Here is a 14,467-nt window from a genome sequence, read left to right as displayed (position 1 = left end):
AATGCAAGAATCGTAATGTTTGACCTCTCTTTCACCTACAAATCTGAAAATGTGTTAAATCCTAGTTTCATAGTTTCGTGTCCACTAGCTCTGCAGTGCATATAATACCTTCAAGAGGTGATTCATTACTAATGAACGGTCAAAAATGGCTAGAGCAATATCATTCGAAAATGCACCATTCTTTGAGAAAAAGAGTTCAACGTTCCTATCTTCCAGCACATAAGGCAAATTCCATTCCAGTTATCATTAAATTCAAACAAAAAATAACTACAGCCCAGCTACAGTCTTTACAAAACCATTTAAAATCCCACGACCTTCCGATCAGACATCATCTTCACCTGCTCAATTCGATATCATCCAAAGTTTCAAAGAACTGCCTGAACCGGATGTGCCGCTGGGATGGTATCGAAAAAATTTATTTGGATCAAGTCAAAAAAACATCCCTTAATATAGCGACACCATCCATTGGTTCCACAGCTGCCCAAAAGAAAAAGCGGCTTACCGGAAAAGGGATTAATATTGCTATTCTTGATACAGGGGTGTATCGGCACCCTGACCTGTTTCGCCCTGTTAACCGCATAGTTGCTTTTAAAGATTTTATCAATCATAGAAAACAGCCCTATGACGATAACGGCCATGGAACTCATATCGCAGGGGATGCAGCAGGCAACGGTTGGATGAGTAAAGGAAAATACAAAAGCCCTGCTCCAGAGGCAGGGATAGTAGGTGTCAAAGTACTCGATAAAAATGGCGATGGATATGATTCCACAATCATTAAAGGAATTGAATGGTGTATTGCGAATCGGAGAAGACTTAATCTTCGTATTCTTTCGATGTCATTCGGAGGTAAGGTGAATCTTCCTTGTTCAGATGATCCACTCTGCCAAGCTGTAGAAAAAGCAATTAAAGCCGGACTGAACGTTGTAATAGCAGCTGGAAACAGCGGACCGGGACGCAGTACGATCGAATCTCCAGGGATTAGTCCTTCAGCAATTACTGTCGGTGCAGTGGATGACCGTCGCACGCTCACGCAAGCGGACGACCGAATCACTTGGTTCTCCAGTCGTGGACCCGCACCGGGAGGAAGGAAGAAACCGGATCTCGTTGCTCCAGGCGAAACGATCATCTCCCTTCGTGCCCCACGATCCAAGCTGGATCGCGAGCTTCCTTATTTGCGGATAGCTAAAGATTACTTTGTGCTGTCCGGTACCAGTGTCTCAACACCTATCGTCTCGGGTGTGATCGCGCAACTACTCCAGAGGAACCCTTCACTTACGCCTAAGCAAGTAAAATCCATACTAAAAAAGAACACATTTCGCCTTAAACTAAGTCCTAACACAGCAGGATGCGGTGAGATCAATGCGCGATTCTTATCGTAAATCCGCTTCTTTTTTAAAGGCAGTAATGATTGAAACCGACAATTCCTCTGTAAATATACCTGTAGGCTCTATTTCTAATAAAGCTGATTTCATATCATCTTCAAAACGTTCTAAGTTATCTCTAAATAATCGCTTAGAGGCATAAGACGTAGAATACAAATTTCCTAGAATAGAATCAACAGTCCAAGTGATGGAATAACTCGATAACACCTGTCTTTCAACATCTGTAAAACTGGATCGCTTTACAACATCCTCATGTCTTTCTTGTGGATGTCTATATGTACTGTTCCCGGCTATTCTTTCGTCACCCAACCAGCGTTTCACTACTTCATCTACCTTTTGTTGCCAAGGTAACGGTTCTTGTTGTTCATTAAAAGTATCAATTACAGCAATACCGCCGTTATCATCTAAACTGTGATAGAGAATTTCAAGAATGGATTCTCGGTCCATCCAGTGAAACGCCTTAGCCATCATGATGAGACGAAAGGAACCCCAGTCATTGGATAGTTCTTCCGCTCTCCCCTGTTGCCAGCTAACATTCTCAACCCTGTTGTACTTTGATAACAGCTTTGCTTCTTCTAGCATCTCTAGTTCAGTATCTACGCCAACAATTTTTTCGAACCAATCCGTAAACCTTTGCGCTAACTGCCCAGTACCACAACCTAAGTCCAGCAACCGGCCCTCTCCGTTAAGTGAGAATTTGTTCACTAGATATCGAATCAGTGAGGACGGATATAGCGGGCGATATCTGGTGTAATAGCTTGCAGTATCTTTGAACAGATCCGGACCATAATCATTCATAGCTGAACTCCCCCTTCTTTTTTACCAAGGACAAAATCATAGCATTTATGTAATGCAAATAAAAGGCTATCCAGAGCATTCTGGGCAGCCTTTATTTATGTGGATACAGCCCAAAATAATTAAAAAATATTGACAATTAACTTCGTTGCATATATGGTTAATTACATAACTAACTAACAAATGGAGTTGGCGGTGAATACATGGGAAACTTAATGGATGATACACGACCGATATTTATGCAGATCGCCGAACGAATAGAAAATGACATCATCGAAGAAACACTGCTGGAGGAGTCACAAGTTCCTTCGACAAATCAGTTTGCTGTTTTCTACCAGATCAATCCGGCTACGGCTGCGAAAGGTGTGAATTTGCTTGTGGATCAAGGGATATTGTACAAAAAACGAGGAATCGGTATGTTTGTAGCTTCTGGAGCGCGTGCAGTATTGATGGAGAAGAGAAAAGAACAATTTTATGAACAGTATGTAGTAACCATGATCCGTGAAGCTGAAAAATTAGGAATTACGTTGGATCAATTAACAATTATGATTCAGAGGGGAGACAACAAGTCATGAATGAAGTCGTTGAAATCAAAGGATTGACTAAGTCATACGGAAATGTCACTGCCATCCATGAACTCAGTTTTTCTTTGGAGAAAAATAAGATATACGGGCTACTCGGCAGAAACGGTGCAGGAAAAACCACAATAATGCATATGATCACAGCTCAGCTTTTCCCTACAAGTGGTGTCCTGAACGTATTTGGTGAACATCCGTACGAGAATAACCGGGTTCTCAGGCAGATTTGCTTCATTAAGGAAAGCCAAAGGTATCCGGACACGTACCGAATCATCGATGTACTGGAGGTATCCGAATTATTTTTCCCAAACTTTGATCGGGAATATGCTCACTCTTTAATCAAGGATTTCAATCTGCCATTAAAAAGAAGAATAAAAAAGCTGTCCCGAGGTATGCTCTCGGCTGTAGGAATTGTAGTAGGTCTAGCCAGCCGTGCTCCGCTTACCATTTTTGACGAACCCTATTTAGGTCTTGATGCAGTAGCTAGAAGCCTGTTTTACGATCGCCTAATTGAAGATTATGCTGAAAATCCACGTACGGTTGTTTTGTCCACCCATTTGATCGATGAAGTAAGTCAGCTTTTAGAGCATGTTATCGTCATCGACAACGGCAAGCTAATTATTAACGAAGATGCTGAAGCCCTTCGTGGGCAAGCTGTTACGGTAATCGGCGCGACAGCAAAGATCGAAGATTTTATCGCTGGCAAACAAGTCATTTCCCGCGAGTCTTTTGGCGGATTGCATACAGCCACCATTATCGGCTTCAACGTGAAGGATCAAGCACATGCTGAAAAGTTAGGCTTAGAAATCTCACCTGTATCTTTACAGCAATTAATTGTTCATCTCACAAATAAAAAATCTCTAGGAAAGGAAGTGACCGTGTAATGAATCCTACGGCAGGTATGTTAAAAATGCATTTCAGAGATAAGTGGTTATGGTTGTATACGCCTTGGGTAATCTTGTTATCCAGCTTCTTGGTAAATGTCATCGTCGCTTCTTTCCTCCAAGAACCGATCTATACCGGCGGTCTGGTTTCTATCTTCATTTATATGTTAATCACCGGTATACTCATTTTGGTGCAGACCTTCCCTTTTGCTCTGGGCTTAAGCCAACGAAGAACGGATTATTTCATAGGCACTTCCTTAATGGCTATTATAACTAGCGCCGTCTACTCAATTCTCCTCTACCTGCTCTCCATCATTGAAAGCAAACTGACAGGTGGCTGGGGTTTGGAACTACATTATTTTCATTTGCCCTATTTAAATGATGGTAATGCCCTCGAACAGCTATGGATGTATTTTGCGCTCTTTCTGCATATGTTTTTTCTGGGGCTAATGATATCCAGCATCTTCCGGAGATTTGGCCGAAGCGGTTTGTTCATTTTCTCAGGGGTTACGTTTATCCTGTGCAGTCTCGGCGTATTGTTAATGACCTATAATCAGTGGTGGGTAGACCTCTTTAACTGGTTTGCTGGATATACCGCATTTGAACTTGCCTTGTGGTCCATGCCTCTGACAGTCGTGTACGCTCTTTTATCGTTTTTGATGCTGCGTAGAGCAACCGTGTAATTCATTATCCTATAAAAAAACAGGTGTGTCCCAATAGCCATGCAATGGTTGCTGGGTGCACCTGTTTTATTTCGGGTCTTAGACTTTGATCTAGACAACAAACTTCATTGGATTCAAGCATAGTTGCGCGCGCGAAGTTGCTATGGGACTCAGCGGGTTAAGTAGCGTAGAAGCAAAATTCAGTGCCACTATTGCAGATAGCGAAGGACCAAAACACAGATTAGTATTTCGCCAATCTGCGCGTACGAAGGCGCTATCGGACTCAGCGGGGCGAGTAGCTTAAAGCAGAACGTAGTGCCTCTATTGCAGATAGCGAAGGACCAAAACACAGATTAGTATTTCCCAATCTGCGCGTACGAAGATGCTATCGGACTCAGCTGACCTTATTCGCAGCTTTAGAGCACATTTGGATTCCTATCGGACCCCACAGTCGCTATCGGCATAAAAAACGCCAAATTCGATCCTTTTCCTATGCGATAGCTGCACTGGGGTCCGAAACTATGCTCAAAAAGCGATAAATGAGCAAATAACGTCAGCTGGGTCCGTAAGCCTTAGGTGATGATGATTCCGCGGGGTGAGTAGCTTAGTAGTAAAACACAAATTGGTATTTCTCCAATCTGCGCGTACGAAGATGCTATCGGACTCAGCTGACCTTATTCGCAGCTTTAGAGCACATTTAGATTCCTATCGGACCCCACAGTCGCTGTTGACATAAAAAATGCTAAATTCGATCCTTTTCCTATGCGATAGCTGCACTGGGGTCCGATACTATGCTCAAAAAGCGATAAATGAGCAAATAGCTTCATCTGGGTCCGTAAGCCTCAGGAGATGTTTCTTAAAGATTTCTTTCGCTTAAGCACTACCGTCTGCTGAAAAACACAAAAAAAAGGATTATAAAACTGCTACTGGAGCAGTTCTATAATCCTTTTAGCTATGCGGTCAAGAGGACTCGAACCTCCACGATATTGCTACCACTGGCACCTGAAGCCAGCGCGTCTGCCAATTCCGCCATGACCGCGTATTATAATGACTCGCTTATTGCGGTCACAAGATAGATCATACCACGCTGAGAATCCAACGTCAATATATTTCCGTCATTTTCTTATCATTCATTAATTTATGGATAATTATTGCTTTTGTTGCCGAATATAAGGTATAATGAGAACAAAAGTTCGCATAATATAAATGAGGTGATTTATAATGGCGACTACGAAGCTAAACACATCCATTATTGATGAAGAAGTAACTAAAGAAGAACTGTCCCTGGTCAGAAGCTATTTGCTGCTAACGTTTATTCATAAAGTTTTCGAACGCGACTGCCGTGTAATCAGTAGAAGCGGCCTGTTTAAGACCCCTCAGCTATATATGGAGCTCGTATCTGGTGCCACTAAGAGGACGTCACTAATGCTTCAAGAGGTTACGCGCGAGCTGAGCTCCCATGATTTGAAGATTACTACCGTTCGCCAAGATCAGCGAGGAGTCGAAGCATTATATTCCTGCAGAGGATTTCAAGGAGAGATGAATATATTATGGCCAGGCTTCCGTAGAGAAATGATGCTGCGCATGCGCGCGTATCTTGGACTGTCATCAGAACTCTCCATACTCTCCAGAGAAGAGAATGCGTCTGAACTTGCTCTAACTATATAGTCCCAAATGACATTACAGAAACAGCTCCCGCCCAGTAGGGCGAGGAGCTGTTTTGTATTATGAAGATTATTACTGCGGATATTATTACTGTAAAAATTATATATTATCCGGATCTTGTCTTGGTTCACTAAATGGCTGGAATAAATAATTGCGATCCAGCTTCACTACTCGTCTATTCTGACGACGTATCATCACCTGAGAATCATCCCATGCAAGAACTATCCCTTTTACGTCGTTACTTTCCAAGCCATCGCGCACTACACGAATTTTCTCACCGGAAATCCGGTAAGCATCCAATTGCTCATCGCTAATCATCATTAATCCCTCCTGTCATAGCTTGTCCTATTTAGTCTCAGAAAAAAGACCCAAATGATAAATCATCTGGGTCTCATGTAGGCAATTAACGACTTGCATGTCTACTAAAGCATTCTTATATCAGCGCTTCATTCTTCTCAAACCAGAAGTCAAGAACTTTAGCGGACATCACACGTTGCTCCAGATACTCCACTTGGTTAGTAGTGAATTTTTCCCTCCAAGGAAAGGATAACTCTTCACACAAACCTTTGATTGTCAGAAGCTCTGACCAGGCTACATAGCGTTTGTACCAAAAAAACTGAGGATGTTCAATCATATAGGGATACAGATCGTCGAATTCCGTGTGTTTGCAGTCCAGCGCACGCTCGAAATGATCCTTGGCCTCGGTTAATTTATCAATAAAAAATTGTTCAGTCACCGGTTCTTTCCCCATTGTGACGCCTCCTCCCTATGTCTAATTTTTATTATAAAGGAAAATCCATAGGGTGAAAAGCAGTTGTTTAAAAAATAGGCCTGTTCTTATTGCCAATTAGGTTATTCCCCAAATTCGATGGTGCCTCCATTTAGAGAGGTAATTCTTACGAGTGACTCCAGACGAATGCCTTGCTCTCTGATCGTCCGAGCCCCTGCCTGAAAGCTTTTTTCAACTACAACACCAAGACCAACTAGCTCAGCGCCAGAACGTTGAATGATCTTAATCAACCCACGCGCTGCATCACCATTGGCAATAATATCATCGATAAAGAGGATTTTATCCTCTGGAGAGATAAATTGGCGAGACAACATAATATCAGTAACGATACCTTTTGTAAAAGACGGAACTCTTTCGCAAAGCGCATCTGGATCAGCTAACAGAGTTTTTTTGCGGCGTGCAAAAACTAGCGGCACCTTTAATTCATACGCGGTGGCAAATGCCACGGCAATGCCCGAGGATTCAACGGTCACAATACGTGTAATTCCTGAGTCCGCAAACCTCCCGGCAAACTCCCGTCCCATTTCCATCGTAAGCTGTGGATCAACCTGATGATTTAGCAGTGCATCCAGCTTCAGCACTTCATCCGAAACGACGACACCTTCTTCCAAAATCCGCTGTTTCAACACTTCCATGACTTTGAACCTCCAATACCCTTTATAATCGCAGACATTCCGTACAAATTAATCACTGATCATAAAGCAATTACGACGGAAGTCATGTCCTACTGATCCTCATCATAACCTGTACTATACAGAGTACACAAGGTTATCCTGCATAGCACTCGTTATGATTTTTCTTTAGCTTCGTAAAACTATTAGGAGGGGAGCCATGAAATCACATGTCCGAACATTACAGATCGCTTTCACTTATATTGGCACCATTGTAGGAGCCGGATTCGCCACCGGACAGGAAATATTAAAATTTTTCACACGTTACGGGCACTGGGCAGTCCTGACCATCCTGCTCTCAACTATATTGTTCATATGGCTGGGTACAAAAATGATGGTCATTGCTCGGCGAATAGAAGCGGAATCCTATGAAGACTTTAACCGCCACCTCTTCGGGGAACAGGTCGGAAGCACCATCAGTTTGTTCACGATGGTCGTCCTGATCGGAGTAAACAGTATTATGCTTGCAGGGGCCGGCGCTATTTTTCAGGAGCATCTCGGACTTCATTATCAGACTGGACTAATTATCACGTTGCTTGGTTCATACTTTCTGCTAAAACGAGGGATTTCCGGTATTCTGCAAATGAACAGTATTGTTGTACCTTTAATGCTTACTCTGTCACTTATCATTATTTTTAATACTTTTCAAATTCCGGGAGCTGGACGGTTCCTGTTCCTTGATAACGATCGCTCTCTCTTTGGCGCATGGATGTCACCGCTGCTCTACACCGCCTTTAATTTAGGGATGGCACAAGCTGTTTTAGTCCCTATGGCTCGTCACACAGAGGAAGAAAAATCCCTTGTATGGGGCGGTATTATTGGGGGTACCGGGATTGGTTTTATGTTGATCGCCGCACATTTCGCAATGAGCTCACAGATGCCAGGGATTCTCAATTTTGAAATTCCGATGGGCAGCATCGCCGTCCGGTTGGGTACTGTAGTGCAAACTATATATCTCCTGCTGATCTTTTTGGAGATCTTCAGCACTTTTGTCGCCGATATTTATGGAGTAGCTGTACAGCTTAAGCAACGGCTTCCCCTATCAACTGCACTAATCACACCACTTCTGATGTTGGTCTGCTATTTACTGAGCCAGTTTGGCTTTAGTTCACTGCTCTCCGTGTTCTACCCAATCTTCGGAGGTTTATCATTGGTCTGGGCTGTCAAGCTGCTGCGCACGCCATGGTCCTCTCCACCAGGTAGTAATACTTCATCGAACTCAAAGGAGAAGGGGAACAGTCTCGTATCCGTAAAACCAATCACCCGAACTACACGGAAATAACCGCTGCTGTAGGAATCATACGTGCTGCCGCTTCCGCCACATGCTTGTGACAGGTCATCATCACAATCTGGCGGGAGATCGACAGTTCTCCAAGAAGTCCAAGCGCAGCATGAAGACGAGACTCATCAAAGTTAACGAAGAGATCATCGAATAACAGCGGCAGCGATACTTGCCGTGACATGGTCTCTGCCAATGCCAGCCGGATGGCAAGATACAGCTGTTCTGCCGTCCCTCGGCTGAGCAGTCCGCTGTCTAGTAATCCCCCATTCTTATGTTCAGCTTTCAGCTCTTTGTGCCCTAGTGTCATAACAACCCTTTTATATTCCCCTTCCGTCAGCTTGGAGAAATAAATTGAGGCAAGCAGTAATACCTGTGGCTGCTTCTCCTGCTCATACACACGGCGAGTTCGCCCGATTAGTTCGGCAGTTATCGCTGCCACTGCATATTTATCAGCCACGATCCGCAAGGCTGCTCTCTGCTCTTCCAGTTGCTGAATAACGGAATCCTCCACGCAGCGCTCCTTCAGATACTCCCTTTCCTGAAGCAGCTTGCCTCGCTGCTCCAGCAGGGTGTTCCAACCCTCTTCCTGCCGTTCCATCAACTCTTCAGCCAATGACCGCTTCAGCTGCAATGCTTCCGCATCATGATGATTTAATAATTCCAGCAGAGCAGTAACCCGCTCCTCCTCCCAACCACCGAACATAACAAGCTCCCACTGGCGAATCGATTTATTCAGATCACTGCGCCGCTGCACAGCTGCTGACCTGCGTAAGAAGTCTTCTCCACCAGTCGCCCCGCCTTCTTGTATCAGAAGCTCACGCTGTTCTCTCAGCTCACCTAATATCCTGTGGCTCTCCTTGAGTTCTTCATCCACATCTTGCAATCTTGACTGCATAGTTTCCCGGCGAATCAAGTCCTTTTTCAGATCATCCCACGCTCTTTTTCGCAGTTCCAGCCAGCTTAGTAAGGATAACGCAGATATTCGTTTCCCCTCTTGCGGATCTATTTCAAAGCCAGCTGCCGCTACACCAGACTCGTCGCCAAGATCAGCACCCGACTCATAGATAAGTGTGAGCAGCTCCTCCTCAAACATGTTACATTCTGCTTCCAGCTCCTTCAATCGTAAGGAGAGTTTATTCTCTTGGCGCAGCAGCTCATTCCCTTGTTCAACCATAGCAAAAATATCCGGCAGCCCTTCAGGGGATAACCCTTCAGGCAGCCTGCGTTGGCGAAGCCATTCTTCATATTGCTCAGCAGTTTCCGTAAATGCCGCCTCCGCCCGGTGCATTTCTTCAGCGAGCAGCTTCTCTTGGCCTGCCAGTGTCTCCAGCTCCGTGCGGCAGGCATCACGCTCGGCGGCATAGCGTTCGATGCGCTGCCGCCAAGCTGACCAAGCCTCCATGAGCCTGCGAAGCTCCCTCATGGAGGCCTCCAGCCCGCCTGCGTCAGGGCTGGACCCCGGGGCGGCCGTCCGCCGCCCCGGCACAACGCTCTCCGGCTCCGCCCCGGAGAGCAGCTGCCCCCGCAGCCGCAGCATCTCGGCTGCGGCTGCGCTGACGTCCCCGCTATGCTCTGGCGGGGACGCTTCCGGCCGGCGCGCTCCGCGCAAGCCGGCCCAAAGGGCCAGATCGGCCGCACCCAGCAGGCCGATCGCAAGCACGGCGCTGGCCGGCGGAGCACCGGTCAGCCACAGCGCTGCGGGCAGCAGCACGGTTAGTGCTGCCCCAGCCCACAGCAGGCGCCGATAGAGCGCGGCCATGCGCTTCGCGCCAAGGCCGTCACTTCCGGCGCCGCGCGCTGGCCCTTCGCTGAGCTGCGCTTCGCGCCAGCGTTCGGCCGCCTGCTGCAGCTCGTCCCACAGCTGCAGCACTTCACGGGCGCTGCGGGGAGCCAGCTGCGCAAAAGATTCCGCGCCGGTAGCATGCTCACGCGCCAGCGCCCGTTCTGCTGCTTGGAGCGACGCTGTGGCAGCGGCCAAACGGGATCGCAACGACTGCCGCGTTGCACCCTCCGCCTCCATGCGGCGGTCATAACTAGCGAACGCCGCCGCAAACTTCCGTGCAGCTTCACGATCCGCTGCTGTACCGGAGAATGAAGTCAGCTCTGCAGGGCCCCAGTTCACATCAATGCCGCGCAGAATTCTCCGCAAATGCTCATTCAGCGCCGTTAATTCTCCCTCAAGCCGCTGTCTTTCCGTTCTACGGTTCTCATAACTGCTCCGATGCCGGTCCAGCCGCTCCAAAGCAGGCCCCTGCGCTGCTAATACTTCGTCTGGAGGGTTCTTTGCCAGTTCAATAGTAAGCTCGCTTAGAAGACGTTCATAACGTACTACTGATCCCTGTGCATTACGAATTTCTCCTTCAAATGCCTGAAAGCGAGTTGCCCCTTCTTCAGGAAAGGCTAAAATCAATGGCAATCCTTGCAGCTCTAGCTGAGCCTCGCTCCACTTTAACCACAGCTCACGGACTTCCTGTGCTTTTCGAAACATCACTAGCTGCTCTCCAGTGAGCTTACGCTGTTGCTCCAATTCATCTAGCTCCGACTCCGTTGCCCTCAATGCCACTATATTATCGTTATATCGCGGGAGATAAGAACGGCTCTCAACCATTTGGCGCTCAAGCTTTTCAATGGCTTGCACAACTTTTGCTGCTTCTTGCAGCTTGCCACGAGGTTTGTACAGCTTCTCAGCTTCCTGCACCAAACGGCGTTCCGCACGCATGATTGCACCTCCACCGCCCATACCTGCATGAAAAAGAAAGCTGCTCATCTCCTCAGATTGAAGGGCAGCAAGCTCCTGCAGCTCGTCCAGTGAAACTGCGAACAATTGCTGGAACATACTCCTAGAGATCCCCCCAAGTAAATGTCGTTCCATTTCAGCTTGTCCTAGCTCTTGAGTCGTTTCATTTGGATGATTTACTGTAATGTTCAGCTTTTCATTTCTTCCTGATCCCTCAGCACCTGAAGCAAAACGGCGAATGGTCCACAAACCATCATTACAGTCACGTATCTTCAGGGTCCCCCCATGCAATCCACCTTGCATAGGTTCATACCTTTCCAAGGGATTTCCACGGCTTGGAATTCCAAACAGCATAGAGCGTATGAATTGCAGTGTCGTACTTTTTCCTGCTTCATTACGCCCATAAAGTACGGTCACTCCCTGCGTTAAATGAATCTCTCGATTGTGAAGACGCCCGAAGCCATTGATATGCAAATGTTCAATTTTCATCGTTTTGCCCTCCGGCTTGTAGATACGAAAGACTTTCCGCCGCTTCAACAGTATCATCCATCCCACCAAGCATCGTGATCCCCTGCTCTGCTGCACCACGTAGCCAGCTCAACTTCTCTTCTTGACTAGTCATAGACAACAGCTTACGCAGCTCCTGATTCTCCAATAGCGGTTTAAGCGCACTATTTAATAGTTCTTCGAGCGCTTCCGGATAATGTTCCGTATGCTCTGCAATGCGCAGCATTTCTCCAAGAAAACTATCTTCTTCCAATAAGCGTTGGCGATCAATAGCTAAGCCGGACTCGATGGCGAACCCTTCGGTCCAGACAAGCCCTTTGTAATCTTTACGCTCAGCCCTAATCGCCTCACGGCGTTGGAGTTCTGACAGCAGATCCTCTGCCGCCCCTTTTTCAGCCAATACTTTATGTACGTCCCCTCGTCCAATCAGACGAAATCTGACCACCGACATGAGCTCCGGGAACTCCGCGCGGATGTCTTCAATAACCTGCTCCACTTTCTGTATCCATTCTGCTTCATTGCTTAATCCTTCTATAGATAGGTCTCTAACCTGCCAGCGAACGAAATCCAGTTCATGAAATTGCAGAGCGGATCTTCCAGCCTCATCTACATCCACAATATAACAGCCTTTAGCACCGGTTTCCTTAATGCTGCGCCCTTGTATATTGCCTGGATACACAATCACAGGCTTCTCATGCAGTACACTCCGTTTATGAATATGTCCAAGCGCCCAATAATCAAAACCCCGTTCGATAAGGTCCCTGCGACTACAAGGAGAATAGGTCTCATGCAGCAAATCACCGTCTACATTGCCATGCAGCATCGCAATATGAAACAGGCGGCTGCCAGGTTTACGAGAAAAGGTTACAGCTGTGTTGTTCGTCACTTTCGCCGTTGGATAAGAGATTCCACTAACGATGGCAACTTCTTGGCCATCTATACGGCGGTAAGCTGTAGCGTGTTCTGGCTTCTCTCCGCCAAATACGGTAACATGCTTTGGCATTTCCGTTGTCAGACGCAGTCCGTCAAGCGGATCGTGGTTGCCATGAATCAGGAACACGTTAATCCCGTGCTCACCGAGTTCTTTGAGCGCTTCCTGAAATCGCAGCTGTCCCTGTAATGAAGCATCTGAAACATCGTACACATCTCCACTAATGACAATAAAATCAACATTCTCTTGGATCGCAACGCGGACAAGCCGCCCGAGGGCGGCAAAGGTAGACTCACGTAAATAAGCACGAATGGCTGGCGAAATATGCGCCAGCCCGGCAAAACGGCTATCCAGATGTAAATCAGCAGTATGCAGAAAGCGAAATGGAATCATAGCTGCTCACCCTTTCGTTCCTGAGGGATACTGTAAATAGGTTTTTTTTAGTTCATTAGCAACTCGTGTCAACGAATATAGGCTTTTGGCTTTATCCCATGCAGAACGTGAAAGCTCATAACGATAAGCCGGATCAGATATCACCTTCTCTAATGCGTCAGCAAGAGCAATCTCATCGTCAGGACTGACCAATAAACCATTCACACCATCTTCAATCTGCTCCGGTATTCCGCCCACATTTGTCCCCACTAAAGCCAGGCAGCTAAGTGCCGCTTCCGCAAACACTGAACCGAACGCCTCCGCCCGAGAGGGCAATACGAAAATATCAAAGAATGGCATGAATTCTTCAGGGTGCAGCGTATATCCGTAAAAAATCGTTTCATTATAGATCCCTAAATGTTGGGCCATCTTTTCCAGATCCGCACGTGAAGGACCATCGCCAATAATATGCAGTACATACTCATGGCCGCGATTTTTAAGCTCCGCGCAAGCTTTGAGTAATATATCTATTCCTTTAGCCGGAACCAGACGTGTCACGGTCACTAGCTGCGGAATAGCATTATCATGCGGAACAGGCTTAAATCTTTTTTCATCAAAACCATTCGGAATAACACCTATATTAGAAGGATCAATAATATAAGGGGCCACATAATCTGCAAAAGATCGCGACACCGTCATTAATCGATCACTAACATGCTCAAGCTCACGATAAAGTGAGACTAGAAAACGATGCTCCAAGCCATCCTCGGAAATCGCTCCATTTAGAATCAATTCCCGCTCGTAACTGGAATGCAGGGTATGAATTAACGGAGTATCAGGGAACACTTTTTTCATTGCTAAGCCCGCAATCGGATGATGAGAATGAATAAGATCATAGGGCTTACTCATCCGCAGTTTAGTCCACCATAAATAATCACGATAGGTCTGAATATATTTCTGAACGATCGGACTTTCTCCATACTGCGTCCAATCAAACGTCTCGAATATTACTTCCTCATGCCCCTTATTGCGAATCCGCTTAGGCAGCCAAAACAAATCCATCTCCCAACGGCTTGAACGGAATCTTTCCTGAAGATAAGGGATCATAGATGATACACCACCGGGTTGCTCCGGCGGGAAGAAGAGCGCTTGCAGCAAATTCATATGGTACATCCCCTTTACAATTGCCCTGTGTACTGTAAGACTTGGCA

At 46.4% G+C, this 14,467-nt stretch carries 13 protein-coding genes and 1 tRNA gene; 6 read left to right on the top strand and 8 right to left on the bottom strand.

Annotation, left to right across the window (positions count from 1 at the left end):
* The first annotated feature begins 131 nt into the window (after positions 1-131).
* Complete coding sequence (locus tag MKZ16_RS11745) at positions 132-1,379, top strand: S8 family peptidase (protein WP_076104628.1); 1,248 nt, start codon at positions 132-134, stop codon at positions 1,377-1,379.
* Here MKZ16_RS11745 and MKZ16_RS11740 read toward each other — a convergent pair.
* Positions 1,371-2,180, bottom strand: a complete 810-nt coding sequence (locus MKZ16_RS11740; RefSeq protein ID WP_036689424.1) for a class I SAM-dependent methyltransferase — start codon at positions 2,178-2,180, stop codon at positions 1,371-1,373. The genes MKZ16_RS11745 and MKZ16_RS11740 overlap by 9 nt on opposite strands.
* A 200-nt stretch (positions 2,181-2,380) precedes the next feature.
* Here MKZ16_RS11740 and MKZ16_RS11735 point away from each other — a divergent pair, with 200 nt between their 5' ends.
* From MKZ16_RS11735 to MKZ16_RS11725, 3 genes are read left to right on the top strand one after another with little or no spacing between them, the layout of a single operon-like run.
* Complete coding sequence (locus tag MKZ16_RS11735) at positions 2,381-2,752, top strand: GntR family transcriptional regulator (RefSeq protein WP_036689422.1); 372 nt, start codon at positions 2,381-2,383, stop codon at positions 2,750-2,752.
* Positions 2,749-3,639, top strand: coding sequence for an ABC transporter ATP-binding protein (locus MKZ16_RS11730; protein WP_076104627.1), 891 nt, complete (start codon positions 2,749-2,751; stop codon positions 3,637-3,639). The genes MKZ16_RS11735 and MKZ16_RS11730 overlap by 4 nt, the downstream gene beginning before the upstream one ends.
* Complete coding sequence (locus tag MKZ16_RS11725) at positions 3,639-4,322, top strand: hypothetical protein (RefSeq protein ID WP_038569897.1); 684 nt, start codon at positions 3,639-3,641, stop codon at positions 4,320-4,322. The genes MKZ16_RS11730 and MKZ16_RS11725 overlap by 1 nt, the downstream gene beginning before the upstream one ends.
* Positions 4,323-5,256: 934 nt before the next feature.
* Here the strand turns inward: MKZ16_RS11725 and MKZ16_RS11720 are convergent.
* Positions 5,257-5,340, bottom strand: a tRNA-Leu gene (locus MKZ16_RS11720).
* Between the two features lie 182 nt (positions 5,341-5,522).
* On the opposite strand from MKZ16_RS11720, the gene MKZ16_RS11715 reads away from it, so the two are divergent.
* The gene (locus tag MKZ16_RS11715; RefSeq protein ID WP_076104626.1) at positions 5,523-5,969 is read left to right on the top strand and encodes a hypothetical protein; all 447 of its coding nucleotides are present in this window, start codon (positions 5,523-5,525) and stop codon (positions 5,967-5,969) included.
* 96 nt (positions 5,970-6,065) lie between these two features.
* Here the strand turns inward: MKZ16_RS11715 and MKZ16_RS11710 are convergent, their stop codons facing one another.
* The 3 genes from MKZ16_RS11710 to MKZ16_RS11700 all read right to left on the bottom strand — a co-directional run bounded on the left by MKZ16_RS11710 (position 6,066) and on the right by MKZ16_RS11700 (position 7,391).
* Positions 6,066-6,284, bottom strand: a complete 219-nt coding sequence (locus MKZ16_RS11710) for a hypothetical protein (protein ID WP_036689413.1) — start codon at positions 6,282-6,284, stop codon at positions 6,066-6,068.
* A gap of 115 nt (positions 6,285-6,399) precedes the next feature.
* On the bottom strand, positions 6,400-6,717 hold the full coding sequence (locus tag MKZ16_RS11705; RefSeq protein ID WP_036689410.1) for a hypothetical protein: 318 nt from the start codon (positions 6,715-6,717) through the stop codon (positions 6,400-6,402).
* Positions 6,718-6,818: 101 nt separating this feature from the next.
* Positions 6,819-7,391, bottom strand: a complete 573-nt coding sequence (locus MKZ16_RS11700) for a xanthine phosphoribosyltransferase (RefSeq protein WP_038569895.1) — start codon at positions 7,389-7,391, stop codon at positions 6,819-6,821.
* 196 nt (positions 7,392-7,587) lie between these two features.
* On the opposite strand from MKZ16_RS11700, the gene MKZ16_RS11695 reads away from it, so the two are divergent.
* Positions 7,588-8,709, top strand: a complete 1,122-nt coding sequence (locus tag MKZ16_RS11695; RefSeq protein WP_339815722.1) for a hypothetical protein — start codon at positions 7,588-7,590, stop codon at positions 8,707-8,709.
* Here the strand turns inward: MKZ16_RS11695 and MKZ16_RS11690 are convergent.
* From MKZ16_RS11690 to MKZ16_RS11680, 3 genes are read right to left on the bottom strand one after another with little or no spacing between them, the layout of a single operon-like run.
* Complete coding sequence (locus MKZ16_RS11690) at positions 8,696-11,935, bottom strand: AAA family ATPase (protein ID WP_076104625.1); 3,240 nt, start codon at positions 11,933-11,935, stop codon at positions 8,696-8,698. The genes MKZ16_RS11695 and MKZ16_RS11690 overlap by 14 nt on opposite strands.
* Complete coding sequence (locus MKZ16_RS11685; protein WP_076104624.1) at positions 11,925-13,277, bottom strand: DNA repair exonuclease; 1,353 nt, start codon at positions 13,275-13,277, stop codon at positions 11,925-11,927. Before MKZ16_RS11685 ends, MKZ16_RS11690 begins: the two co-directional genes overlap by 11 nt.
* A 6-nt stretch (positions 13,278-13,283) precedes the next feature.
* A complete protein-coding gene (locus tag MKZ16_RS11680; RefSeq protein WP_036689393.1) occupies positions 13,284-14,420 on the bottom strand; it encodes a glycosyltransferase family 4 protein in 1,137 nt (378 codons plus the stop codon).
* Between the last annotated feature and the right edge of the window lie 47 nt (positions 14,421-14,467).

The sequence above is a fragment of the Paenibacillus sp. FSL R5-0928 genome, from assembly GCF_037970385.1.
In the GTDB taxonomy this organism is placed as follows: Bacteria; Bacillota; Bacilli; order Paenibacillales; family Paenibacillaceae; genus Paenibacillus_AQ; species Paenibacillus_AQ odorifer.
This window is presented reverse-complemented; position numbering and strand designations above follow the sequence as displayed.

What these genes read in the sequence shown, in the direction of transcription:
- MKZ16_RS11685 (WP_076104624.1), bottom strand. Translation starts at nt 13,277, where the DNA reads ATGATTCCATTTCGCTTTCTGCATACTGCTGATTTACATCTGGATAGC.
- MKZ16_RS11695 (WP_339815722.1), top strand. Translation starts at nt 7,588, where the DNA reads ATGAAATCACATGTCCGAACATTACAGATCGCTTTCACTTATATTGGC.
- MKZ16_RS11700 (WP_038569895.1), bottom strand. Translation starts at nt 7,391, where the DNA reads ATGGAAGTGTTGAAACAGCGGATTTTGGAAGAAGGTGTCGTCGTTTCG.
- MKZ16_RS11740 (WP_036689424.1), bottom strand. Translation starts at nt 2,180, where the DNA reads ATGAATGATTATGGTCCGGATCTGTTCAAAGATACTGCAAGCTATTAC.
- MKZ16_RS11710 (WP_036689413.1), bottom strand. Translation starts at nt 6,284, where the DNA reads ATGATTAGCGATGAGCAATTGGATGCTTACCGGATTTCCGGTGAGAAA.
- MKZ16_RS11680 (WP_036689393.1), bottom strand. Translation starts at nt 14,420, where the DNA reads ATGAATTTGCTGCAAGCGCTCTTCTTCCCGCCGGAGCAACCCGGTGGT.
- MKZ16_RS11715 (WP_076104626.1), top strand. Translation starts at nt 5,523, where the DNA reads ATGGCGACTACGAAGCTAAACACATCCATTATTGATGAAGAAGTAACT.
- MKZ16_RS11730 (WP_076104627.1), top strand. Translation starts at nt 2,749, where the DNA reads ATGAATGAAGTCGTTGAAATCAAAGGATTGACTAAGTCATACGGAAAT.
- MKZ16_RS11690 (WP_076104625.1), bottom strand. Translation starts at nt 11,935, where the DNA reads ATGAAAATTGAACATTTGCATATCAATGGCTTCGGGCGTCTTCACAAT.
- MKZ16_RS11705 (WP_036689410.1), bottom strand. Translation starts at nt 6,717, where the DNA reads ATGGGGAAAGAACCGGTGACTGAACAATTTTTTATTGATAAATTAACC.
- MKZ16_RS11725 (WP_038569897.1), top strand. Translation starts at nt 3,639, where the DNA reads ATGAATCCTACGGCAGGTATGTTAAAAATGCATTTCAGAGATAAGTGG.
- MKZ16_RS11745 (WP_076104628.1), top strand. Translation starts at nt 132, where the DNA reads ATGAACGGTCAAAAATGGCTAGAGCAATATCATTCGAAAATGCACCAT.
- MKZ16_RS11735 (WP_036689422.1), top strand. Translation starts at nt 2,381, where the DNA reads ATGGGAAACTTAATGGATGATACACGACCGATATTTATGCAGATCGCC.